The sequence below is a fragment of the Paenibacillus sp. FSL H8-0048 genome, assembly GCF_038002825.1.
In the GTDB taxonomy this organism is placed as follows: domain Bacteria; phylum Bacillota; class Bacilli; order Paenibacillales; family Paenibacillaceae; genus Paenibacillus_AQ.
Genome location: NZ_JBBODF010000001.1, coordinates 5327521 through 5353242, shown reverse-complemented (window position 1 = coordinate 5353242; position 25722 = coordinate 5327521). Strand labels below are relative to the sequence as shown.

Annotated in this window: 18 protein-coding genes, 1 tRNA gene and 1 rRNA gene; 2 read left to right on the top strand and 18 right to left on the bottom strand. The window is 52.2% G+C overall.

The window, feature by feature from the left end:
• Positions 1-102: 102 nt before the first annotated feature.
• Positions 103-178 (bottom strand) — tRNA-Ala (locus tag NSU18_RS22915).
• A 127-nt stretch (positions 179-305) separates the two neighbouring features.
• Positions 306-1866, bottom strand: a 16S ribosomal RNA gene (locus NSU18_RS22910).
• Positions 1867-2361: 495 nt separating this feature from the next.
• Here NSU18_RS22910 and NSU18_RS22905 point away from each other — a divergent pair.
• Positions 2362-3612, top strand: a complete 1251-nt coding sequence (locus tag NSU18_RS22905) for an MFS transporter (protein WP_341150151.1) — start codon at positions 2362-2364, stop codon at positions 3610-3612.
• A gap of 10 nt (positions 3613-3622) precedes the next feature.
• On the opposite strand, the gene NSU18_RS22900 is transcribed toward NSU18_RS22905, so the two are convergent.
• From NSU18_RS22900 to NSU18_RS22885, 4 genes are all read right to left on the bottom strand, one after another.
• Positions 3623-5368: a transglycosylase domain-containing protein gene (locus tag NSU18_RS22900; protein ID WP_341150150.1), complete on the bottom strand. Its 1746-nt coding sequence runs from the start codon at positions 5366-5368 to the stop codon at positions 3623-3625.
• Positions 5369-5460: 92 nt separating this feature from the next.
• Positions 5461-6090 (bottom strand): hypothetical protein, encoded by a 630-nt coding sequence (locus tag NSU18_RS22895; protein ID WP_341150149.1) that lies wholly within the window; start codon positions 6088-6090, stop codon positions 5461-5463.
• A gap of 103 nt (positions 6091-6193) precedes the next feature.
• On the bottom strand, positions 6194-7300 hold the full coding sequence (locus NSU18_RS22890; RefSeq protein WP_341150148.1) for a sensor histidine kinase: 1107 nt from the start codon (positions 7298-7300) through the stop codon (positions 6194-6196).
• A gap of 18 nt (positions 7301-7318) precedes the next feature.
• On the bottom strand, positions 7319-8026 hold the full coding sequence (locus NSU18_RS22885) for a response regulator transcription factor (protein ID WP_341151088.1): 708 nt from the start codon (positions 8024-8026) through the stop codon (positions 7319-7321).
• 183 nt (positions 8027-8209) lie between these two features.
• Here NSU18_RS22885 and NSU18_RS22880 point away from each other — a divergent pair, with 183 nt between their 5' ends.
• The gene (locus NSU18_RS22880; protein WP_341150147.1) at positions 8210-9454 is read left to right on the top strand and encodes a molybdopterin-dependent oxidoreductase; all 1245 of its coding nucleotides are present in this window, start codon (positions 8210-8212) and stop codon (positions 9452-9454) included.
• An 81-nt stretch (positions 9455-9535) separates the two neighbouring features.
• Here the strand turns inward: NSU18_RS22880 and NSU18_RS22875 are convergent, their stop codons facing one another.
• From NSU18_RS22875 to NSU18_RS22820, 12 genes are all read right to left on the bottom strand, one after another.
• Positions 9536-10435: a hypothetical protein gene (locus tag NSU18_RS22875; RefSeq protein ID WP_341150146.1), complete on the bottom strand. Its 900-nt coding sequence runs from the start codon at positions 10433-10435 to the stop codon at positions 9536-9538.
• A 13-nt stretch (positions 10436-10448) separates the two neighbouring features.
• On the bottom strand, positions 10449-11693 hold the full coding sequence (locus tag NSU18_RS22870) for an ABC transporter permease (RefSeq protein ID WP_341150145.1): 1245 nt from the start codon (positions 11691-11693) through the stop codon (positions 10449-10451).
• Entirely contained in the window at positions 11690-12415 is a 726-nt protein-coding gene (locus tag NSU18_RS22865) for an ABC transporter ATP-binding protein (protein ID WP_341150144.1), read from the bottom strand. Before NSU18_RS22865 ends, NSU18_RS22870 begins: the two co-directional genes overlap by 4 nt.
• Before the next feature lie 12 nt (positions 12416-12427).
• A complete protein-coding gene (locus NSU18_RS22860) occupies positions 12428-14149 on the bottom strand; it encodes an alkaline phosphatase (protein ID WP_341150143.1) in 1722 nt (573 codons plus the stop codon).
• Between the two features lie 194 nt (positions 14150-14343).
• The gene (gene ligA, locus NSU18_RS22855) at positions 14344-16356 is read right to left on the bottom strand and encodes an NAD-dependent DNA ligase LigA (protein ID WP_341150142.1); all 2013 of its coding nucleotides are present in this window, start codon (positions 16354-16356) and stop codon (positions 14344-14346) included.
• 77 nt (positions 16357-16433) lie between these two features.
• Positions 16434-18803 carry a DNA helicase PcrA gene (pcrA, locus tag NSU18_RS22850; RefSeq protein WP_341150141.1) on the bottom strand — a complete coding sequence of 790 codons (2370 nt, stop codon included), beginning with the start codon at positions 18801-18803 and terminating at the stop codon, positions 16434-16436.
• Positions 18804-18852: 49 nt separating this feature from the next.
• A complete protein-coding gene (locus NSU18_RS22845) occupies positions 18853-19560 on the bottom strand; it encodes a heptaprenylglyceryl phosphate synthase (RefSeq protein ID WP_341151087.1) in 708 nt (235 codons plus the stop codon).
• Positions 19561-19727: 167 nt separating this feature from the next.
• Positions 19728-20594, bottom strand: coding sequence for a phosphatidylinositol-specific phospholipase C/glycerophosphodiester phosphodiesterase family protein (locus NSU18_RS22840; RefSeq protein WP_341016342.1), 867 nt, complete (start codon positions 20592-20594; stop codon positions 19728-19730).
• Positions 20595-20715: 121 nt separating this feature from the next.
• Positions 20716-22116 (bottom strand): undecaprenyl-phosphate glucose phosphotransferase, encoded by a 1401-nt coding sequence (locus tag NSU18_RS22835; RefSeq protein WP_341150140.1) that lies wholly within the window; start codon positions 22114-22116, stop codon positions 20716-20718.
• On the bottom strand, positions 22113-23066 hold the full coding sequence (locus NSU18_RS22830; protein WP_341150139.1) for a glycosyltransferase family 2 protein: 954 nt from the start codon (positions 23064-23066) through the stop codon (positions 22113-22115). Before NSU18_RS22830 ends, NSU18_RS22835 begins: the two co-directional genes overlap by 4 nt.
• Positions 23067-23255: 189 nt before the next feature.
• Positions 23256-24323: a glycosyltransferase family 2 protein gene (locus tag NSU18_RS22825; RefSeq protein ID WP_341150138.1), complete on the bottom strand. Its 1068-nt coding sequence runs from the start codon at positions 24321-24323 to the stop codon at positions 23256-23258.
• Between the two features lie 423 nt (positions 24324-24746).
• Positions 24747-25679: an acyltransferase family protein gene (locus NSU18_RS22820; RefSeq protein WP_341150137.1), complete on the bottom strand. Its 933-nt coding sequence runs from the start codon at positions 25677-25679 to the stop codon at positions 24747-24749.
• Between the last annotated feature and the right edge of the window lie 43 nt (positions 25680-25722).

Below are 25722 nucleotides of genomic sequence, written 5' to 3'. Positions count from 1 at the left end.
CAGCTTAAAGGAATGTTCTAAAACGCAAATTCGTTTCGGTATCCAGTTTTCAAGGATCAAGTTGTATCCATTATTTCAGACATACAAATAGATGAAGTTTGTTGGTGGAGCCAAGCGGGATCGAACCGCTGACCTCCTGCTTGCAAGGCAGGCGCTCTCCCAGCTGAGCTATGGCCCCGCAAATTCCATCAAAACCGAACAAATGGAAACGCTCAAGGCTTTACAAAGTAAAGCCTGCTTCAGGAAGTAAGCTTCCTGAAGACTTTTATTTGAATGTCACCATTGCAGGTGACGATTCTCCATAGAAAGGAGGTGATCCAGCCGCACCTTCCGATACGGCTACCTTGTTACGACTTCACCCCAATCATCTACCCCACCTTCGGCGGCTGGCTCCCTTGCGGGTTACCCCACCGACTTCGGGTGTTGTAAACTCTCGTGGTGTGACGGGCGGTGTGTACAAGACCCGGGAACGTATTCACCGCGGCATGCTGATCCGCGATTACTAGCAATTCCGACTTCATGCAGGCGAGTTGCAGCCTGCAATCCGAACTGAGACCGGCTTTGCTGGGATTGGCTCCACCTCGCGGCTTCGCTTCCCGTTGTACCGGCCATTGTAGTACGTGTGTAGCCCAGGTCATAAGGGGCATGATGATTTGACGTCATCCCCACCTTCCTCCGGTTTGTCACCGGCAGTCACTCTAGAGTGCCCAGCTTCACCTGCTGGCAACTAAAGTCAAGGGTTGCGCTCGTTGCGGGACTTAACCCAACATCTCACGACACGAGCTGACGACAACCATGCACCACCTGTCTCAACTTTCCCCGAAGGGCACCTGATGCATCTCTGCTTCGTTAGTTGGATGTCAAGACCTGGTAAGGTTCTTCGCGTTGCTTCGAATTAAACCACATACTCCACTGCTTGTGCGGGTCCCCGTCAATTCCTTTGAGTTTCAGTCTTGCGACCGTACTCCCCAGGCGGAGTGCTTACTGTGTTAACTTCGGCACCAAGGGTATCGAAACCCCTAACACCTAGCACTCATCGTTTACGGCGTGGACTACCAGGGTATCTAATCCTGTTTGCTCCCCACGCTTTCGCGCCTCAGCGTCAGTTACAGCCCAGAAAGTCGCCTTCGCCACTGGTGTTCCTCCACATATCTACGCATTTCACCGCTACACGTGGAATTCCACTTTCCTCTTCTGTACTCAAGTCACCCAGTTTCCAGTGCGACCTCAGGTTGAGCCCAAGGTTTAAACACCAGACTTAAATAACCGCCTGCGCGCGCTTTACGCCCAATAATTCCGGACAACGCTTGCCCCCTACGTATTACCGCGGCTGCTGGCACGTAGTTAGCCGGGGCTTTCTTCTCAGGTACCGTCACTCCGGCAGCAGTTACTCTACCGGACGTTCTTCCCTGGCAACAGAGCTTTACGATCCGAAAACCTTCATCACTCACGCGGCGTTGCTCCGTCAGGCTTGCGCCCATTGCGGAAGATTCCCTACTGCTGCCTCCCGTAGGAGTCTGGGCCGTGTCTCAGTCCCAGTGTGGCCGTTCACCCTCTCAGGTCGGCTACGCATCGTCGCCTTGGTGGGCCGTTACCCCACCAACTAGCTAATGCGCCGCAGGCCCATCCCCAAGCAGCAGATTGCTCCGCCTTTCATTCTCTCCTCAGGAGAAGAAAGAAATTATCCGGTATTAGCTACCGTTTCCGGTAGTTATCCCAGCCTTGAGGGCAGGTTGCCTACGTGTTACTCACCCGTCCGCCGCTAAGTCTGAAAGGAAGCAAGCTTCCTCTTAGACTCCGCTCGACTTGCATGTATTAGGCACGCCGCCAGCGTTCGTCCTGAGCCAGGATCAAACTCTCCAATTAGGACGCTTGCGAAGCAAGCATCACCTGCAATCTCCTCGATCCAGCTCGGTTGAGCGGATGAAGAGATTGCAGTATAGAAAGAGCGATTGCTCATTTTGAAACTGACGATTCATTGAATGAATCTTGTGAAAATTAAAGCGTTCCATTTGTTCAGTTTTCAAAGAACTTGCTCCCGGCATTTCAACATTATGTCTCTTGCACAGGAATTAGATCATATCATTTTATTGCGCTTGTTGTCAACTTATTTTTCTTCCGCCGCTCAATTCAGCGTCGATGACTCATAAGCACAAGAGATAATATATCACGCACTCCAAGCCTTTGCAAGCTTTTTTTCAAATGATGATTAGCCCCCCCCTTTTTTTTGAGCTAATAATGAATAGTTGACCGCTTCCCTGCACAAATTGATTCCCATAATGCCTCATTTGTCGCTACAATAGAATTTATCTTCATATCCATAGTTAGCTTACTTATTAGTTGTTCCTGAAAGGAGTTCAAATGTCCAACAAGACCCTGCCTCAAGCTCCACCCGGCCCTCTGGGGGAATCACGCAATCTGCAGCAGGCTACCATCTACCGCATTTTGCTCGCTGTCAGCTTTGTTCATTTATTCAACGATTCCATTCAGGCATTGATTCCGGCGATGTTCCCTGTACTGAAAGATAATCTGGTGCTCTCCTATACCCAGATCGGCTGGATAGCATTTGCGCTGAACCTCACCTCCTCGGTGATTCAGCCTATTATTGGCTTCGCCGCTGACCGTAAGCCGCGTCCGATTCTGCTGCCGCTGGGGATGTGCTGCACCTTTGCAGGAGTGTTCCTGCTCGCTTTTGCCGGTAATTATGTATTAGTGATCGTGTCCGTAATGCTGGTGGGCTTCGGATCCGCTGCGTTCCATCCGGAAGGCATGCGCGTGGCTCATATGGCTGCCGGTCAGCGCAAGGGGCTGTCACAATCTATCTTTCAGGTGGGCGGCAACGCCGGTCAGGCCCTGGGTCCACTATTAATGAAGTGGGTATTCATTCCCTTCGGTCAGATGGGTGCGCTCGGCTTCACCGTTATCGCCGCTGCCGGAGTCGCCATACAAGCCTATGTGGCCCGCTGGTACCGGGAAATGCTGGATGCCGGATACACCTTCCGCAAAAAGTCGGCGGCACGCTCTATCGACCCTGCCCGCAGCAAACGCATTCTGATTACAACGGTTATTCTGGTCTTCATCGTATTCGTGCGGTCCTGGTACGGCGCCTCCATTGGCGGGTACTATGCCTTCTATTTAATGGACAAATACGGGATGACGCTGGATAAGGCACAGATCTATATCTTCATCTATCTAGCTGCCGGCGCTGTCGGCACTTTCTTCGGGGGCCCGCTTGCAGACCGCTTCGGCCGCCGCAATCTTATTCTGGTGTCGATGATCGGGACGGTGCCGTTTGCGCTGGCCCTGCCTTTTGTGAACCAGTTCTGGGCGGCTGTGCTGCTGATCATCTCCGGGTTCATTCTGCTATCCAGCTTCTCCGTCACTGTGATCTACGCGCAGATGCTGTATCCGGGCAATATCGGGACGGTCTCGGGTCTGATTACCGGCCTTGCCTTCGGGCTGGGCGGAATTGGTTCTGTCGTAATCGGGTACCTGATCGACACCATCGGAATCGCCACGGTGTTCGTGACCTGCGGCTTCCTGCCGCTGCTCGGCCTGCTGGCACTGCTGCTGCCCGGTGACAAGAAGCTGGAGGAATGGGCTGCCGAATAAGCACAACTATTCATAGCATCGAAAGAACCTTGGAGAACATAGCAGCCGCAAGCCCGCTGCCGGCAGTCATATAGTTATCCGGATCAGAGTGGTCGAAGCCCATCCATACCGCTGCGGTCCATCTCGGGGTATAGCCTACAAACCATAGATCCCGGTTGGCTTTGCCGGGAACTCCCGGCAGATCCAACTGCGTGGTTCCTGTCTTACCGGCGACCGTAACCTCCATTCGCGCCCGTTTGCCCGTCCCTTCACTCACCGCCTGACGGAGCATTCCGGTCATATCCGCTGCGGTTCGCGCCGAAATGACCTGCTGCGGCGCAGAGACATGCGAGTAAACTACCCGGTCCTGCGTATCCCTGATACTACGTACCAGATATGCCTTGTTAAGAATGCCTCCATTCGCAAAGACAGTGTATGCCTGGGCCATCGTGAGCGGGGATACGCCGCCATGCAGACCTCCAAGGGCAATAGCCAGATGATTGTCCTCTACACCGAGTTCTACCCCCAGCTTGGCAGCAAACCCGCGGGCGTAGCTGACCCCCACCTGATGCAGCAGCCATACCGCAGGGGCATTGATGGACTGCTGCAGGGCTACCCTCATGCTCACCTGCCCACGGTATACTCCGTTCAGGTTAGCGGGTCTGTAGCTGCCATAGGTTGTTTTAATGTCAGGCAGGAGACTGTCCGGCGTATATTTCCCGCTCTCCAGCGCCGGCCCATAATCTATAATGGGTTTGAGTGCTGAGCCTGGCTGCCGGGAAGGCGTTACGGCTCTGTTCAGACCGCCTGTACGCGGGTTTCTCCCGCCCAACAGTGCAGCCACTTCACCGGTCCGCTGGTCCATGATGACCATGGCTGCTTCAGCTCTCTGGTTTTTGCCATCCGGCGGAAATGCCTCTTCCTGTGAGAAGGCCCGCTCCATAGCCAGCTGCGCCTCAATATTCATGCCCGTCACCAGTGTATATCCGCCTGTGCTTAGCTCCTTTTGCGATAATCCTGTCTGCCGCATTGCTTCCTGAATTGCCGCATCCATATAGGACGTCCCGACTATCTCAGTCTTATCCTTAACCGGTGGTACGTAGGTGCTCTTCATTGCTGCCATCATCTGCCCGGTTGTTATCAGCTTGTGCTGCTGCATTATCCGCAGGACCAGATCTCTTCTGCCTGCTGACAATTCAATGTTGTCTGCCGGGTTATAGATGGAAGGCCCTTTGGGAATAGCCGCCAGTGTTGCGATCTGTCCAATCTCCAACTGCTTCAGATCAGTTATACCAAAATAACGCTCCGCTGCAGATTTCACCCCATATTGCCCTTGCCCCATATAAATTTGATTAAGATACAGCTGCAAAATCTCATCCTTCGATAACCGCTTCTCCAGCGCCAACGCTATTGAGGCCTCGTTCAGCTTACGCAGCAGATTCTGTCCCCGGTTCAGATACAACCCCCTTGCCAGCTGCTGAGTGATGCTGCTTCCGCCCTCCGATACCCCCATATGTACGGTATTGTTGACTAATGCGCGGGATATTCCTTGATAGTCCAGACCCGTATGACTGTAAAAGCGCCGGTCCTCAACAGCAATGAACGTATCGATGAGCAGCTGCGGCATCTCTCCAAGTCCTGCTTGAATTCGATAGCCTGACTCAGGCAGCGGTATTCTCCGCAACACTGTTCCGTCAGAGGCCATAATGACACTTGATTCTGGTAAAATCATTTTCTCCGGATAACGTTCCAGCATCAGCTTTCCATACTGACTCATATAAATAATTCCTGCTAGCATGAGAATAGCAAGGATGACTGTCAGATCAAAAACGGCATAGCAAATACGCAGCAGCGATCTCCGTCCTGTTCTCATACCTGCCGAGTCCAATGCTCCAGAATCTTTTCCATTCCCAACGCTTCGTGCTTAGCCATCGCCAGCAACTGCAGAACTGCAGCAGGGATATTATTGACCTCTTCCTCTGACTCCCCCACAGTCAGTTCCAGCGTGCGGATCAACGCCCGTGTCCGTAAAATAAGCGCCATGAATTCTTGTGCATCCGGCTCCCGCATTAGTATTTGTGGTGCAGGGGCCGCTGCTGGCCGCAATCCGGCTTGATGAATCCGGTGCAGACTAGCGGCCAGCCGTCTGAATTCCCCACCCGATTGCACCTCAAGGTCCTTAAGCTCACAGGAGCCGTGAACCGCCAGTTGCTCTGCGGCGCGCAGCAGCGCGGTGGTATCATTGGCTGCTCTGTGTGAACGGAGCAGGAACAGTCCTGCACATAGGGCGGTGAACATCATGACAGCCGCTGGTCTTGCGCCGATATGATTGATGACCCAATGCATGGAACGGACAAACAGCGCAGTCGATTCCGGCGTATACCAGGAATAGAGCATAGTAAAAATCCCCCGCATAAGCAGCAACAGCAATGCACTAAGCAAAGCGCTACCGCAGAATATGTAGAGGTAAAGTGTGCGGATCGTGTGTATTTTTGACATCAGCCAATTTCTCCTGCCTCCCCGGGTCTCATCCCATAGCCCAAGGATATCGGCTAAATCTTAAGAAACACCATTGCCACTTCTTAAGAAATACTGAAGATTGTCAGGAGGATACCGGAAATCGGGTAACAAAGTCAGTCCGGGATCTGGTGCTGTGAGCCGTAATCTCCCCATGATGCCTTTCCACAATTCCCTTGGCAATCGCCAGACCCAATCCCGATCCCCCGGTAATCTGCGATCTGGAGCGCTCCGCCCGGTAGAACCGCTCAAAAATATGTGGAAGATCCCCCTCCGCAATCATCTCGCCGAAATTGCTGATCCGCACAACTGCATCGTTACCTTCACGGCTGAGTCCAATCTCAAGACGTTTTCCGTCCTTCCCGTACCGGATCGCATTGGCAATCAGATTCTCATACGCACGTACCAACTCATAAGGAGCCGCTTCAATCCACAGCGATTCGGTATCATCCTGCAGTTCATAAGTCATGCCTTCACGGGTCAGTGCCGGAACCGATTCCTCCGCAAGCTGGCGCATAAATGCTTTGAGATCGAGCCGCTCCAGCACTAACGGCAGTCTGCTGCTGTTAACCCGCGTGTATTCAAACAAGTCGTCTATCAGCTTGCGCAGCACCAATGACTTCTGATAGGCAATCCCTACATAGTAACGTATCTCCGTCTCTTCCCGGCAGCGGTCCTGCTCAATATATTCTAAAAACCCAAGCACTGAGGTCAACGGCGTGCGGAGATCATGTGATACACCGGTAATCAGCTCGTTTTTAGACTCAACAGCCTTGCGTTCTTCCAGCAGCGAATGCTGTAGCCGCTCAGACATAATGTTGATGTTCTCTGCAAGTACCCCCAGCTCGTCCGACGTTCGAACCTCAATCCGGTGCGATTCATCAAGCTTCGTGATCTGCTGGATACCGCTGGTGATCTCTTCGAGGTACGAGACGATTTTACGCGTATAGATGAAGAAGAAAATCAGGAAGCTGGCAATCCCGACAGCAGTCATCAGCGGCGCTGAACCGATATGGTTGATGATCCATTTCAAAGTAAGCGAGTACAGCGCGGAGGGCTCCGCCGGCTCAAGATACACTAAGGAATGGACCAGCCGATAGCCAGCCAAAGCCAGAGCTCCCCCCGACAAAATGCTCAGCACAAAGGCCCAGATAAACTTCCAGCGGATGGTGCTTATATATTTGGTGTTCACTACAGTTCCCCTCAGCTTTCAGGATGGATGATCCAGTTTGTAGCCAATGCCCCATACGGTCTGCACATAGCGGGGCTGCTTTGCGTCCAGCTCGATTTTGTCGCGGATATTGCGGACATGCACCATCACGGTGTTGCCGCCATCCAGAAAAGGCTCATTCCACACTTTCAGATAAATCTGCTCCATACTGAGCACCTGTCCCTGATGCCGTGCCAGAAGTTCCAGGATAGAAAACTCGCGGGGTGTCAGCTTCACCTTGCGATTATCCACACTTACCTCATGCCGAAGTGTATCTATCAGCAAATCTTCAAAGATCAGTTCATGCTCATTCGTTCTGGCAGAAGTGCCGCGGTTCAATTTATGGTAACGGCGCAGCTGCGATTTGGCCCGCGCAACCAGTTCCAGCGGATTAAACGGCTTGCCCACATAATCATCTGCACCGATGCTGAGTCCTAGGATTTTGTCCATATCGGCATTCTTGGCGGAGAGCATAATAATTGGCATGTTGCGTTCTTCACGAATCTTCATGCAGGCGGCAATCCCATCCATTTGTGGCATCATCACATCCAGTATAATGAGATCCACCTCTTCCTTGCCAAGGCATTCAAGCGCCTCCCTTCCGTCAAATGCCTTAAGCAGCCGGTACCCCTCATTGCGAAAATAGATATCCAGCAGTTCCACAATCTCCACTTCATCATCCACCAGCAGTATCGTTTCTTGGTTCACGGTCAATTAATCCTTTCCTCAGCTCTTTCCATTAGTCTATAAGAAAAAGTTCAGCGAAGGCAACCATACGGCCGGGCTTAATCGGGGTAATATTATTCAGCGGTGTTTTTTTGCGGTACAATTAGTTAAAACTTAAATTAATAATGATGTTGGACACTTATTCATCAACGGGAGGGGCTGCAGGTGAAAAAAATATTGACCGGCATCCGCAAGGGATACGGAAAGAAGCTCGTCTCGATTCACTTGTGGAATGCCTGGCTGGTCTTAATTCTTGCCGTTAGCGGTCTGATGCTGGTGGGCGGTTTCTGGAGAGAGCTGCTGGGTGAAGGCAGAGTGTGGCTGAAATGGGCCCATATCGTGTTCGGTCTGGCGCTGTTGATCCCTGTGGTCTATTATCTGCTCCTGGCGGCGAAGCACTGGAAACGGCTCAAGGGTAAACCTGCGCAAAAGGCCAACGTCCTCTTCGTGCTGACGCTTTTGACCGGCTGGCTGATCTCAGGGGTTGTGCTCTGGCAATTCAGGCTTGCCGGGCCGAGAGCAGCGAATACTGCGTTATTCATCCATGATCTGCTGACCTGGGTTGGCCTTCCAGTCATCATCTATCACTCCATTACCCGGGTGAAGTGGCTGAAGGAGCCCAAGAAGCGCACGATTGTGGCAGAAGCTGGACGGGCGCAGCCTGGGGCTCCTTCTGAAGCCCAGCCTATGTATTCACGCCGCGGGTTCATTAAGGTTGCGGTAGGCGCAGGGCTTGCCGTCACGCTCGGCCCTACTTTTGTCCGCTGGATCGGTAAATCCCTGCAGTTTCCGGGTGCAGCCGACTATGCGGCAACCAATGCCAATGCATTGATTCCCGACCCTGTTCCGCTGCCGGAATCAGCACCTCCTATCGGCGGGGGAGCCGAGGGCAGCTTTCGCGTATATACGGTCACGGCTATTCCCGCGTTCGATAACTCCAACTGGTCTTTTACCATTGATGGCCTGGTGGATAAGAAGCTGAGCTGGAACTGGGAAGAGTTCGTCAAGCTGCAGCGCGAGGTGCAGGTCAGTGATTTTCACTGCGTGACAGGCTGGTCTGTGTACAAAAATACATGGGAGGGCCTCCCCCTCTCGAAGCTGCTCGATATGGCCGGTGTGCAGCCTGGGGCCGTCATGGTCAAGTTCTACTCGGGAGACGGTGTCTATACGGACTCACTCACTCTGGATCAGGCGAGGATGGACGATATCATGGTGGCCGTGATGCACGATGGCAAACCTATCCCCAATCAGCTTGGCGGGCCGGTTCGTCTCGTTACTCCGCAAATGTATGCCTATAAATCAGTCAAATGGCTGAACCGGATTGAGTTAATCAATGAAGATTATGTCGGGTACTGGGAACAGCGGGGGTACGATAAGGATGCCTGGCTGCCGGGTGCGAAGCGGGTATAATGTAGCATCCACCTTCTAGTTAATTTAAAAAACCTCCGCTCCCAATTAGGGATTTGGAGGTTTTTTGTGCTTGCAGATAGATTACAGGCTTCTGAAGGAAGCGTCGTACAGGCGGAACATGGTTTTGTAGCCGGACTCGTCAATCTTGATGCCGACATCCAGGCGCCCCGATATTTCCAGCGGACCTGAGGTGTGGCGGAGCTTACTGCCTTCAGGAACAAACACGATCATAATCTTGTTCCAGTAGGTCTCATCCCCATTATCGAACGGACACTCTGCACCCGGTTCGGGAATAAGCAGAAACCAGTTTTTCTCAAAAGAAAGCACCTCACCCATGAACCCCTTAATAGTGACCTGCTGTCCGCTGAGGTCCCAGAAGTGCTCTGAGGGCCGGGTCTGATCGTCTCCGTCAAAAAAACCGTTCCAGTCTATGGCTGTATTTCCTGTGGAAGAAGTCCCTGACGTAGCTGGCCTAGCCGCTACAGCTGTAGGGGATAGAGACGGGCTTAACGCCGGAGCTGGATCAGACTTAACGGGCTCTGCTCCAGCGCTGCTCCCTTCATTACCCTTAGGCGCTGCCGCTGGGCGGGGGCTTTGTACAGAAGAAGAGGCGGAGGGACTCGGGAGAGTAGTTACAGTCTTCCCGGAAGGCTGCCGGGTAGCCGTTCCAACAGGTGCAGCAGTTGGAGCGGGAGACGGCTTGGACGTAACCGTCACCTTAGGGACGGCATCCCCACCTTTGGATGGAGCAGCGGATGCCGCAGCTCCGCCCTTGGCAACTGGAGCATTGGCCTGCGGGGAAGGGGCGGCGGATATCTGTGCTTCCGCCGGGACTTCCGCAGTGCTCTGCGGAGCTTCCGCCACTGCTGCAAAGGATTCTCCGTTGCCTTCGGTAGCAGCATTCTGGCCACATGCCTGAAGCAGCAGCATACCTGTCACAGCTCCCGCCAGCAGAAGCTTTCTTCCTTGTAGTCGTATCAATTGAACGTACCTCCTATGATTTGAACAAGGCAAGCGGATGCATCCGGTACATCCGGAAGGCTGGTCCAAGCGAGGACAGCAGGCCGATAGCCAGCGCCCCAAAGACAATAAGCCAATGCTCCGGTGTCCAGTGGTAGGGCTCAATTTGAATGCCCGCCTGCGAGAAGAGCATATCCCTTAGCAGATAAGCGCCTAGATGACCGATTACAAGCCCCGCGATGAGTCCGGTTGCAGTCACCAGCAGGCCTTCTGTGGTCAGGGAGAGCCATACGTAAGCCCTTGATTTTCCGAGAAGACGCAGTATTCCAACATCCTTGGTCCGCTCTGAGGCTGCTGCAACAAGAGATAATAGAATCGCAATACCTGCGAGCAGCACACATATGGACGTCAGCATTCCAAGCAGGCGTGAGCCCTGATCCACTGCATTCAACACATCGGACACAGCCTTGCTGGTATACACCGCCTGAACACCGCTGCTGCCATCGAACGCCTGCTTCAAATCATGAGCCCCCAGCAGACTAGCCGGCTTAACCAGCACTGCCGTAATCTCCCGCTCCTCAGGCGCCAGCCCATGTACAGCCCAGGCATAGTCCACCGTTGTAAAGACCGCACGGTCATCCGGAGTATGGAGTTCTGGAAGAATACCCGCTACCCTATACCGAAAATCCTCATGAGCATGCCCGCCTGATTCTCCGGTTGCATGCTCCTCATCATGACCCTCCTCATGCTCAGGAGCTGCGGATTCGTGGTCTTCTCCCTGCACAAGTCCATGCGCCCCCGCAAAGGTATCGCCTACCTTCAGTCCCAGGGACCGGGCGACATAAGCTCCTACAATCGTATCGCCAGTATCGGCATACATCTTGCCTTCCTGTAGTCTGCTGCCGCCGTAGCGGGTGAAGAAGTACCCGGAATCTACCCCGACAATTGGATAGCCCTTGTAGTTGTCGCCCGTGGTCATTGCATAAGCGGCTTCCACAGACGGGTCACGCCGTGCCTCATCCAGTACAGCGAGCGGGATATTCCCGGTTGGTGCGCCGATATGATAAAAGGTATTGAGCACCAGCTGTGTCTCACTGCCCGCTGCTCCTATGACAAGATCAAAGGGCCCATAGCCTTTCTTGGCCCCCTGCTCAACACTCTGACGGGATAGAACAAGTAAGACAATAAAGGCAACTGTAATCGCCACGGCGCACACGGTAAGCAGAGACAGGAACCGCCGGTGCAGCACATTGCGGAGGGTGAGCCGGAACAGGCTCATAGTAAAATCCCCTCCTTGTCTATCCCGCTGAACGAAGACCGCTGCCGGGGGAATACCTCCCGGCGTACTTCATTGATATCTTGAATGTTTAAGCGGCGCGGAAACCGTTCAGCCATATTGAGATCATGGGTTACCACGATTAAGGTGTGTCCATGCGCTGCGCTAAGCTCCAAAAGCAAAGAGGATATCTCATCGGCAGTCTCCCAGTCCAAGCTGCCTGTCGGTTCATCTGCCAGCAGAAGCGGCGGGTGATTGACCATGGCCCTTACAATGGCAACGCGCTGCTGCTGCCCGCGTGAGAGCTGGGAAGGCAGCTGCCTTCCGCGGTCCTCCAGGCCCACCTGCTCCAGCCAGCCGTCCACTATGCGCCGCCGCTCCTTGTGCGGAAGCCGGGCCGTCATAGCAATTTCGACATTCTGCCGTGCGGTCAGCGAGGGAATCAGATGGAAGTCCTGCAGCACATAGCCGACAGCAGAAGCACGGAAGGCATCGCGTTTCGCCTCAGCTAACTCGTGAAGCGGTTGTCCATCTACAGTAATTCTGCCGCCATCTGCACGCATGATGCCGCTGATCAGGTGCAAAAGTGTGCTTTTACCGGACCCGCTGGGTCCGGTAATGGCTACGCGCTCTCCCTTTTCAACCTTCCAAAGCGGGATATCAAGAATCGGCACAGCTCTGCCGTCCACTTTGAATTGTTTGGTTACATTCTGAATCTGGAGCAATAAGTGCCACTCCTATCTGAGGACAATCCGCTCGGACAAGGCATCCCAGGTTAAGGTCGTGCCCTTCAACTGGTTGAACGCACTAAGCGGAAGGTAGAGTACGTTGTTATCCACATCCACCGTGTATGCGACCGGTTTGCTGTTCAGCTTCGCTGTTTTACCGGTCAGATCGACCTCAATCGTATTCTTTCCAATAGTAAGCTTTGCAGCAGAAGTGCTTCCTGTATAGGTTCCTCCAAGCGCCTTCACCAGAGCCTGTGCCGGGTAGAGCACTTCGTTGTCGCGGCTGATTTTGAACTTCGGATAGACATATTTCGACTGCAGCTCGGCGGAACGCTTGTTCAGATCCAGTCCCAGTATTCCTGCTCCTACAGTGGCGATCTGCGTATTATCGATCTGTCCCTTCACCTTGTCCGCAATCGGGCCATACGCCCATACCCCAACATCCACCGCAGAGTGTCCATGACCCGACCAGCCGACCAGCAAGCGCTTGGAAATCACTGCATTATATGCGCCTTCACGTTTGTAGGAAGAACCGTCGCCATTCATAATCTGGGTAACTTCCTCATCCGTCAGATCTGTAATCCAGGTGTTTGCCGTTACGATCTTGCGGATCTCTTCCGGTGTCTGTGCGGCTTCAAGATCGGCTGCCAGACTCTCGGAGGAATGCTTCTGCTTGTTCCACAGATCGATGTTGATCTCATAGATATTATCACGCGAGAGGGAAAGGCCGCCTGTCTCATGGTCAGCCGTAACGACCACGGAGGTATTTCCATTTTTCTTCGCAAAATCAACGGCTGTCTTGAAGGCTGCGTCGAAGTCGAGCGCTTCCTGCACGAGGGTCGGCAGATCGTTGGCATGACCGGCATGGTCGATACGCCCGCCTTCAATCATCATAACGAAGCCGTCTTTGTCGGTGGACAGAATATTCAGGGCCTTGGAGGTCATCGCCGAGAGGCTCGGAATTTCCGGAGTGCGGTCTGGAGTATACGCCACATGGGAGTTACCGAACAAGCCTAACACCTTGGTATTCTTGGAAGTGAGCGCATTTAAGGCTGTGGTATTCTCAACAACCGTGTACCCTTTGGCTTTGAAGTCAGGCAGCAGGTTCTTATCCGTACGTTTGCCCTTCTCATCCTTGGTCAGGAAGAACTGCTTCCCGCCGCCCATAAGCACATCTACACCGCTCTCCAGATACTGCGAGGCAATCGCCGATTCATTGTCACGGTTACGGACATGAGATGCGTATACAGCTGGTGTGGCATGGGTGATACGGGCAGTGGTCACAAGGCCGGTGGCCTTGCCCGCGCTCTCCGCAGCTTCGATTATAGAAGCAAAGGGCCTCGAGACATCCTCATTAGAGACGCTGATGCCCGCGTTATAGGTTTTATGGCCTGTAGCAAATGCAGTACCGGCTGAGGCGGAGTCTGTGACGATCCCGGATACGATTTTACCGCTGTCCTCTCCCCGGTCTGCATATGTAGTAGCTTGTCCCACGTAGTATGGATCGAGGTTCAGGTGCTTGACACCCTTGGTATATTGCTGAAAATATCTTGCCGCAGACACTTGGGCCGGGCCCATGCCGTCGCCGATCAGAACGATTAGATTCTTAGACTGGGCCTTGGCAGCGCCCCCGGCACTTCCCGGGCTCTTGGCCGCACCTGCAAGGGTTGCTCCTGATACTACGGCTGCCGCCAATCCTCCAACAATCATGCCTCTCATTAACTTGTTCATCATATACCCCTTCCTCATTGTGACGGTTCTAATCCCAAGCTTACCTTGGAAAGATTAACTAACTGTCAAAATAAGTATGGAGTTGTATTAAATTATCAAGTGTTCATATATAAAAAGCCCTGTCCCCCCGCTGCCGTTAGGCAAAGGAAGTACAGGACTCCGTATAACTACTCTATCCGTCGATCGTTCCCAACTTACAGCTCCAGCAGCCGGATCAGCTCATCTTCATCCTCAATGACCTGAATACCGAGCTGCTGGGCCTTGGCCAGCTTGCTGCCCGCCTTCTCCCCGGCGATGACGAGGTCAGTCTTCTTGGAGACGCTGCCGGATACCTTGGCTCCCAGAGCTTCCAGGCGTTCGGCGGCTTCTTCGCGGGTCATTTTGTGCAGCGTACCTGTGAGTACAACAGTTAAACCGCTGAAGTAAGAGTTGGTAGCAATTACACGCGGAGCTTCTGGAGCCTTGGCCTCTACGCCCAGCGCCCGCATACGGTCGATGCTTACCACTACGAACGGGTCGGCAAAATAGTTCACGATGCTCTCCGCCACTATCCCCCCGATATCCGGCAGCCCGGCCAGCTCCTCCGCTGTAGCAGACATAACGGCTTCCAGGCTGCGGTAATGGTCGGCCAGCATTCTTGTTGTGGCTTTGCCGGTATTAGGAATGCCGAGCGCATAGAGGAAGGATGCCAGATCTCTGCCTTTGCTGTCTTCGAGTGCCTTCAGCAGATTCGCCGCCTTCTTCTCTCCGAACCGCTCCAGCTTCACCAGCTGGTCGAAGGTTAGCTCATACAGATCCGCAGGCTCCCGTACACTAAGCTCCTCATGCAGCTGAGCGGCCGTCTTCTCACTGAACGTCTCAATATCCATCGCATCTCTGGACGCGAAATGGGTAATCCGGCTGACAATCTGCGGCTTGCAGTCAAGCTTGTTGTTGCAGAACAGATGAGCGCCGCGCATCTCCAGCGGGAACCCGCAGGCCGGGCACTCCTCAGGGAATAGAATCTCCCCGCCGTCACTCTCTTCTGTCACCTTGCCCAGAATCTCCGGGATGACATCATTGGAGCGGCGGATGAACACCCGTGTGCCCAGTGCAAACTTCAGATTCTTGCGCTCAATATCGCCCACATTGTTAAGGGTGCAGTTCTGCACCGTAACCCCGGCTAGTTCTACAGCCTCCACCCGCGCGAGCGGAGTCACTTTGCCGGTGCGTCCGACATTCCAGCTTACAGATTCCAGAATGGTTGTGGTCTCTTCCGCCTCGAATTTATAGGCAATCGCCCAGCGCGGGAACTTGTCGGTATAGCCCAGCGCCTCACGGATGCGGAAGTCCGTGACCTTAATCACTGCTCCGTCAATCAGATAATCCAGACCGGAACGGCTCTCTTCAATCTCGGCCAGCTGCTCGGTTACATCATCGAAATTGCTGAAGTAGTTGAGGTAAGGGTTAACCTTGAACCGGTTGCTGCGCAGGAAATCCATCATCTCCTGATGATCGCCAAACTGCACGCCCTCTGCATACCCCACATTATAAAAGAAAGCATTCAGCCTGCGGTCGGCAGTCATCTTGGGATTCAGGTTGCGCAGCGCGCCCGCCGCACCATTGCGTGCATTCTTCAGCGGCTCTGCTGCGCGGGTATTATAATCCGCCAGTACAGACAGGTTCATAATTCCCTCGCCCTGCACTTCAATAACGCCTTCCTTGAACGGGATATTCAGCGGAACGGACTTAATCGTCTTCACCTGGGCCAGAATCCCCTCGCCTGTCACCCCGTTGCCGCGGGTAGCTGCTTGTACAAGCGCCCCGTCACGATAGGTCAGGTTCAGCGTCAAGCCGTCGAACTTCAGCTCCACGGCATAACACGGCTCCGGCAGCGGATTGTCCGGGTTCTTGGTATTATAATCATTCACCAGCTTCAGCACACGGGTGTTCCAGGTACGAAGCTGTTCAATATTCTGCGCCTTATCCAGACTCCACAGCGGTGCCAGATGGCGGTGCGGTGTGAAGCCCTTCAGCAGCTCCCCGCCTACCCGCTGGGTCGGGGAATGCGGCAATACAATTCCGCTCTCCGCTTCCAGTGCTACCAGCTTATCGTAGAGTACATCGTATTCCTTGTCGCTGATCTGCGGGGCATCCAGCGTATAGTAGTGATAATTGTATTGATTCAGCTCGGCAACAAGCTCTTCCATCGTGAACATAATATCCATCCGGCACATCCCTCCGTCAAATGGGTTTCCTACGGTTAGCGTGATCCAAAAGCACTGCCGTTAATCGCAAGCTTGATTTATTCAACTTTGGTGATCGGCGCAAAGCCGGCCAGCAGGCGCTTAACGCCTACCGGTGCCGGGAAGGCAATCTGCAGCTCCGTATCGTTGCCGCTGCCCTTCACGGCTACAATGGTGCCGGTGCCCCATTTGCCGTGGGCGACCTTGTCGCCCGCCTTGAAGCCTCCGGCCTCCGCAGCCGCCCCGGCCCCGCCCGTCGTGCGCTGCGCGCCTCCGGTCGTTACCACCACACGGCCCGCGCCAGGCACCGCGCTGGCCGAGCTGCCGCTGCCGAAGCTGGCGGACCCGCCGCCTCCCGGCGCGTTCCCGGCAGCAGCGGTGCGGCTGCCGAAGTTCCCCCGGCTGCCTCCGCTTCCCCCGAAGCCCCGGCCGCCATAGGCACCGCCTGCCTCCGCGCCTCCGCGCCGGAAGCGGTCCGATTCACGGACGGTATCTTCCTTCAGCTCCTCCGGAATCTCCTCCAGGAAGCGGGACGGCGCATTCGCGTTCGTCCGCCCGAACAACGTGCGCATCCGTGCGCAGCTGAGGAACAGCTGCTTCTCCGCACGGGTAATGCCCACATACGCCAGCCGGCGTTCTTCTTCCAGCTCATCATTGTCCTGGAAGGCACGGCTGTGCGGGAACACCCCTTCCTCCATCCCGATGATGAAGACGGTCGGGAACTCCAGCCCCTTCGCGCTGTGCATCGTCATCAGCACCACCGCATCACTGCGTTCCTCATCATCGTTCACGCTGTCGATGTCCGCGATCAGTGCCAGATCGGTCAAGAAGGAGACCAGCGACTTGTCTTCATTGTTCTTCTCAAATTCCATCGTCACGGACAGGAACTCGTCTATATTCTCCAGGCGTGAACGGGATTCCAGCGTATTCTCATTCTGCAATTCAAGGCGGTACTGGGACAACTCCAGAATCTTCTCCGTCAGCTCTGTCACTGAGAGGAATTCCACCATCCGGTGCAACGCTTCGATCATATCGTAGAATTCCACCAGCGTGTTGCGGGTCCGTCCGGCGAATCCGAGATCATCCACTGTCTGCAACGCCCGGAAAATCGAGACGCCCTGAGAAGCAGCCGCTGCCGCCAGCTTGCCAACGGTTGTATCCCCCAGCCCGCGCTTTGGAACATTGATAATCCGCGTCAGACTGATATCATCATCAGGATTAGACAGCAAGCGGAGATACGCCAGCAGGTCCTTAATTTCCTTACGGTCATAGAACTTGATCCCCCCGACGATCTGGTAGGGAATATCCGATTTGATCAGAATTTCTTCTATTACACGGGACTGGGCGTTCGTACGGTACAGAATCGCATGGTTCTGATAAGCCTGTCCCTGCTTCACATTCTTGCTGATCTCCCCGGTGACAAAATATCCTTCGTCATGCTCAGTGTCACCGCGGAACACCTTGATCTTCGCGCCTTCGTCGGAGTCCGTCCACAGCTTCTTCGGCTTGCGGCCCGTATTGAGGGCAATGACGCCGTTGGCGGCATTCAGAATGTTCGAGGTGGAACGGTAATTCTGCTCCAGCAGAATGGTCTGGGCTTCGGGGTAATCCTCTTCGAAGTTCAGAATGTTCGAGATATCCGCCCCGCGCCAGCGGTAGATCGACTGGTCACTGTCCCCGACCACGCATATCCGGTGGTGGCCTTCAGCCAGCATCCGGCAGAGCATGTACTGCGCACGGTTCGTATCCTGATACTCATCGACATGAATATACTTGAACTTCTTCTGATAGAAATCCAGTACATCCGGCTTCTCCTTGAACAGCTCGATCGTCTTCATAATCAGGTCATCGAAATCCAGAGAGTTATTGCTTCTCAGCCGGTGCTGATATTTGGTGTACACCTTAGCAACCAAGCCTTCAAAATAATCGCCGGCCTTCTGCTCATACTGCGCCGGTGTAATCAGCTCATTCTTGTTCGTGCTGATCACGGCCTGGATGGCCTTCGGCTCGAACTTCTTGGTATCGATATCCAGATCCTTCATACAATTGCGGATGACGGACAGCTGGTCTGTCGAATCCAGAATGGAGAAATTCGAGGTGAAGCCGATCTGATCAATATCCTTCCGCAGAATCCGCACACACATGGAGTGAAAAGTGGATACCCAGATATCCCGGCCCTCCGGCCCTACCAGCTTGGAGACACGATCCTGCATCTCCCGGGCGGCTTTATTGGTAAACGTAATCGCCAGAATCGCCCAAGGCGGTGCCTTACGGTTCGCGATCAGCCAGGCAATCCGGTGGGTCAGCACGCGGGTCTTGCCGCTGCCTGCGCCAGCCATGATGAGCAGGGGTCCATCAGTTGCTTCTACAGCCTGACGCTGCGGGGGATTCAGACGGCTTACGGCGTCTTGTATGTTAACAAGTTGCATGTGTTACATGCTCCTTTCTGAATAAAAGCTATATCAAGATCTATAAACTCTACCAGTCCATCCGCGGAGTATCCCGCACAGCCTGGACCGTCAACAGCGCTTGCTCCACATTACTATAAATAATATTGCCGACCACTACTGTATCACATAGCGCGGCTACATGCATGGCTTCCTCTGCACCTGTAATTCCGCCTCCATAGAAAAGCTGGCTGTGCTCAACCACTTCCCTGACCTCGCGCACAATCTCCAGATCTCCGTAACGTCCGCTGTATTCAAGATAGACCACCGGGAGGTTCATCAGCTTGTCTGCAATCTGCGCATAGGCTCCCGCACCAGCCACATCCAGCGAGCAGTCCGCACCGGTCAGGCGCGCAACCGAGGAATCGCTGTTCAGCACAATATAGCCCTCTGTCAGCAGCAATTCCCATGGGATCAGACTGCCGAAGCGTTCAATCGCCCGGCGGTGATGGCCGAGAATCCATGAAGTATCGTCAGTGTTGAGCACCATGGGAATCATATACAGGTCAAAACCGGGCACAGCGGCCTCCAGATCCGAGATCTCCAGCGCGCAAGGCAGGTCATACTGCCGGATTCTCGCAAGCAGACTCACCGTATTCTCATAAGTCACGCCGGTAGAGCCGCCTACGAGAATCGCATCGGTTCCCGACTGGCAGACCGCGGCCAGCTCCTTGTCACCAAGCACACGGTCCGGGTCCAGCTTGAATACATGCCGCCATGGCCTGATCATTTGCCGCATCTCGTTCATCCTTGTCCATCCTCATTGTTCATCTAAGTGAATATACACACTCCTGCGCACGCAAAAATCCGTATCTCTAGTCTAAGTCAGTACGAAGGGGAGTGTCAATTTAAAAGAGAACAAAATGCGAACATTTTTTCGCATATTAGCCTTGGACTTCTCCCCGATCAGCGGAGACCCTTGATCCGGTTCAAATCATTTTCCGGGACGAAATCAGTGTAGAATCCGTTGACGCCCAGCCGGGACAGCTCCACAATTTCCTGCTCATCGTTCACGGTATGCACATAGACTCTGGCGCCCGCTTTTTTCAAGTTATGCACGAAGCTCTTGGTAGCCCTGGTTGTCGGCATCGTGATGTCCACGCCGGTCTGCTTGACGAATTCAATGACCACCTCGTCGCTGTCCTCAGTCTGATATAGGGTATAGATGATTTCCGGAAAATCGTACACCTGCTTCACAACCTCGAGCATATCCCGGTTGTAAATCTGCGGAACAATCCGCTCCAGCAGCGCCGGGTCCTTTTTCCGGGCCGCTTCTACAATGAGCTGAAATTGCTTCGTTACCTGCTGCGGCTCCAGCTCCTTCGTGTCCGTTACAATATAGGTATCCGGGTAGATCTCCATCAGATTGACGATTTTCTCAATATCCAGCGGAGAGTAGAGTTCCAGCACCGGGCTGTTCATCACTTCATCGTGAGTCAGCACCTCCCCCTGCTTGTCGGGAGGAAGGACCTCTTGTTGACCCAGCTTTTTACTCATACCTGTGGTCCATTCATGGCGGGCTACCAGCTCGTCATCACTGGTCAGCAGCAGGTCCGCCTCAAAGATCCGGGTCCCCTGCTCATAGTTCGCGATAAAAGCATCCTTGGTATTGGTATACGCCTTGTCATTGATTCCGCCCATGGCATGGGCAATGACCCTGTGGGCTGCGAAGCCGGTAGCCGGCTGTTTTTCTTTTCCTCCAAGCGTCAGTATAAGCAGAAGTGCAACAGCCCCGATCATAGTAATAGAAGCAATAAGCTTTGTTCTCTTCATGATGGCAGTCTCCTTTGCAAGTAGTAGAGAGTGTCTGCTAAAAAAGCAAAAACGGCTGTGTCATCCTCAAGGGGCAGCAACCGTTTTTTAGCGGAGAATATAATATAGATAAGACCGTGTATTAATAAGCGTTCTTAAACCCGTTACGGATCGTCTTGGCAATAATCCGGATGTCGAACAGCAGCGACCAATTCTCGATATAGAAAATATCATGCTTGATCCGGTCCTCAATTGAGGTATCCCCGCGCAGACCGTTGCTCTGAGCCCAGCCGGTAATCCCCGGCCGCACATGATGCTTGACCATATACTTCGGAATCTCGCCACGGAACTGCTCTACATAGTAAGGACGCTCTGGCCGCGGACCGACCACACTCATCTGCCCGAACAGCACGTTGAAGAACTGCGGCAGTTCATCCAGACTTGTTCTGCGGATAAACGTGCCAAAGCGGGTCCGGCGGGGATCATCCTTCGTGCTCCAGCCTGTGTCCACTTCACCGTCCGTCTGCATTTTCATGGATCGGAACTTGTACATCATGAAATTACGGCGGTTCAGGCCCACCCGCTCCTGCTTGAAAATCACCGGTCCCGGTGAAGTCAGGCGCACTCCGAGCGCTACAATCAGCATCACGGGAGACAGCATGATGATTGCGAACAAGGCGAACACAATATCAAACGCACGCTTCGCCATTTTGTTCCCGGCCATATCCAGCGGAATATCGCGCACATTAATCATCGGCATCCCGGCAAAGTTATCGAAATACGGACGGGCCGGCAGGTAATCGAAGAAGTCGGGGATAATCAGCGTCCGCATCCCGGCTTTCTCACAAGTAGCAATAATAGCCGGATATTTCGAGTGGGCATCCAGCGGCAGCGCCAGAATGACCTCATCGACAGGGAGCATCTCCAGCATAGCCTCCAGCTGATCCACTGTGCCCAGAATCGGCTTATACCGCTGCTCCTCAATGCCATCCCACTGATGGAAGTCATCCAGGAAGCCAATAGCCTCATAGCCCAACTCCGGATACTGCTCCAGGTTGTTATAGAATCTTTTACCCAATGTGCCTGCACCAAGAATCAGGACGAACTGGCGGTTGAAGCCTTTTTCACGCAGCGACTTCAGCATCTTCTTCAGCACATAACGGTACAGCATAATGGACAGAATATTGAAGCCCATATAGATCGCCAGGTATTGCCGGGAGATATCAATCTCCCTCAGGAAGAACATCAGGCCCAGCAGTATGAAGATCCCCATGGCATGCACCTGAAAAACCTTCAGGAATTCATCAATGAACCGCTTCTTCCGCTTAGGCAAATATAGAGACACTACAATACCAATCAGTACGGCTATGGCCCCGTAGATGATACTCCAGTACCCATAGGATTCTATAGGCAGCGTCCGGTAGGATTCCAGCAAGCCGCTCTTGAACTTCAGCCACCAGGCTGCAAGGAAGGATATCTGAATCACGAGGAAGTCAGCTACCATATATAGTTGGGTCAAAAATTTTTGATTCCGGCGAATCATAATCTCACCTCAGCCTTCGATTCATTGCGGATACCGGCTTCCCCGGGAACATTCAGACTCTGTGCGGGTGTAGGTACCTTACGCGGGGCAATCAATGCGTTGCGCAGCAGCGATAGTGTGAACTTAACGCCGACGCCCGCATAAACCGCTCCATTTATCATACTGTTGTAACGGCTGCTATAATGCTTCTTATGAAATAAAATCATCGCCCGGTGAAACTCATACACAATCTTGAACGGTCTGCGGCGCGCGCTGCCACCCTTCAGATGTACGATGGATGTCTGCGGATAATAATAAATTCCCCAGCCGGCTTCCTTGATCCGGTAACACCAATCCAAGTCTTCTCCGTACATGAAAAAAGACTCATCCAGCCCGCCCACCTGCTCAATCGTCTCCCGGCGCAGCAGCATGAACGCTCCCACCAGACAATCTACCGGATATTCGTCATTCGGGTCCAGATACCCGAGCTGATAGCCGTTGAACTTCGGACGGTCGGGGAACAGCTTACTGAAGCCAAAGGCATAATAGAACGACGCAGACGGGGTCGGGAACCCTCTCCGGCAGGCCTTATCGAGCGACCCATCCGGCAAAATCACCTTACACCCGGACGCGCCAAGATCCGGACGGCTGTCCATGAACGCCAGCATCGTCTCCAGCGTATCCTTGCGGATCACGGTATCTGAATTAAGCAGCAGCACATAACGCCCGGACGCTACCTCCATGCCCTGGTTATTCCCCTTGGCAAAGCCTACATTCTCCGAATTGGCGATTAACAGCACCTCCGGGAACTCCTTGCTTATCGTCTCCACCGAGTCATCCTGGGAGTTATTATCTACTAGAATAATTTCATAGGAATAGCTTGTCTCCGAATCATATACCGACCTCAGACAATCCATCGTCAGGCGGCATGTGTTGTAATTTAGAATCAATATACTAACATCTACATTCACTGCTATACTCTCCTGACAAAAATAGTAATCTATCGACAATTATTATAACACAAAACCCCCGCTGATAGGCAGCGCCTATTCAGGGAGGTTTTTACAAGGCTAATGAGCCGGTTCAAGGTACGCCTCATTACGAATAGCAGCCAGCGTCCACTAATGATCGAGTTGTCTCAAGATTGTTGAAAATGCTCTTCATTTCGCCTCTCCAATCTTGCGCTTGATCCTCTCCTGAATATACCGGCGCTTGCGCTTAAGAGTAGCTCTCTGTGCGAAAAATGTAGTCCAGGCTCCCAGCAGCTTAGGCTCCTTTAGTAGAGAGTAGCCGTGTGCTGCGATTTCGTAAGGCAGAGAATTTAGCAGAGTGAGCAGCAGCGTGCGGGAGGACTCGTTCTTGTATATCATTTTGTAGCGGTTAATGTAAGAGATCCGCTTGATGAACATCGCCTTGCTGCTTCGGCCAGAAGTCTTCCAGCCCCGCTCATGGTAGCCTATTGCCGCCGCATCATAGTAGGCCTTCCAACCGAACAGCCCTGCACGCCAAGCCACATCCACATCTTCCTTATACGCAAAAAAATCAGCGTCGAAAAACTCCCCCTCCACGCTAATATCCTCAATCATCCGCCGCGAGTACATCGCCGCTGCACCAGAGACACCGAATACTTCACCTGAATCATTCCACTGGTCAGCAGACTCTCCCGCCCCACGGTCAAACGCCCGCCGCGCCTTATTCATCCGCAGTCCGGTACTATCCACCAGCGCATGGTCCGCCTTCAGAAGCAGCTTGCCTGTGGCACTCCCGATCCGGGAGTCGGCCTCCATCCGTGCGATCAGCTTGGAGATATAGTCCGGGGCCAGCGTAAGGTCCGGGTTCAACACCAGCACATAATCGGTCGTAGTCCCGGCAATCGCCTGATTGTGCGCGGGGGCAAAGCCGGTGTTATGTTCATTTTCTAGGAGGACGAGGGTTGGGATAGAAGGGCTCTCCAAACTTCCTACATAGTTGGCTGAGGCTGCGGTATGTGATGAGATTCCTGCTGCGTCTACGGAGTGTAACGGATCAATAAGCATACGCGCTGATCCCTGAGTAAGCTCATGATAGAACGCCCTAACCTTCTCCACCGATCCATCCGTGGACGCATTATCCACCACCACAATCTTTTTGACCGGATAATCCTGATTGAGCACAGCAGACAAGCATTCCGCAATATCATCTGCGCTGTTATAAGTAACAATATGCACACTGACCGTTTTAAATTTCATGGGGTACCTCGAGTTTCTTATTTCAATCTATATGTGAGCATATCAAATATAGATAACTTCAACAGAAATTAAGGCTATCTTAAATCTTTGACAAATATCAAAAGGGTATGCTCATAAAAAATAGAGCAATCCCACTAGACATATTTACATACAGAATTCATGCCCTTGCGGAAAAAAGCCAGATATCATAAAGGAATAGTACTACATAGTTGAGTCCAGCTAAGAATTTCTATAAACAAATATAGGTTTTAATATTATCAGTAATAATCTATATCTGGTATTAAATGAAACTCCCCACAGCTCGCTTCGGGGTATCGTACTTTCTAAGTTTTGCGTTTTATGCTAATTATAGCTCAAACATTTAGTTGTACTCAGCAAGTTGGACCCATAGCAATTAAAATTTTAATTTATGCAAGTGGTTCTTTAGATTAATAGCTTTTTTTCAACAAAAATCCAAGAAAGAAAAGATAAGGAAGAAGAAATAATGATTGAGATAATAAAAAGTGAATATGGGGTAATATTTAGACTTTTTAGTGTTGCATAATAAATAAGGAATTGTTGAACTGGCCAGGTATAAATATAAACACCATAAGAAATATCGTGTTTAAGAACCATATTCACATTCAAATATTTCCCTATGTATATAAGAGCAGGGGGTAATATGAGTAAATATACGAAATAGTCTAATATATACGAAGAAAAACCAGGTCCATAAAGCCAAGGCAAACTACTTATTAATTTAGACAATGATTCAGGGAAGAACTCTAATAAAAATAATAGTACTACACTGGCTAATCCAGCATATTTCATTTTTATCTTTTCTTCATGTAAAGCAATAAATGCACCTGATAAAAACAAAAACAAGAGTGGTATAATAACTTGATATACTTGAGCTTGGCTTGTAGAGTTAATTAAAATTAAAATAAATGAAACGATCCATACTGATCCTAATATTGACGAGTTCAATAATCCCAAAAATCCTATCATCCCAATTATCAAATAACAAAAAATTTCCCACGACAATGTCCATATAGGACCGTTAATAATATATGGTACTGGATTATCAATAAACCCATTTCCCAAATTAGCTAAAATCTTCCCCAATAAATATGCGATAATATATGCTGGTAATATTCTTAGAATCCGTTTTATAGTAAATTCACTAAAATTCGTAGACCTAACGAAACTTAGCGTTATAAAATAACCACTTACAGCAAAAAAACAATGAACTGCAAAATTCCCAAAACTCCTATGGAAAATTGTTGGCTCATCTAAATTCAATAGACCAAATGAGTGGGAGAAGACTACCAGTATACTAAAAATCAGTCGCATTAGATTAAAATTATTATGCTTCACATACCAAACCACCTTACATATATTCATCATGTCATATTGTCTT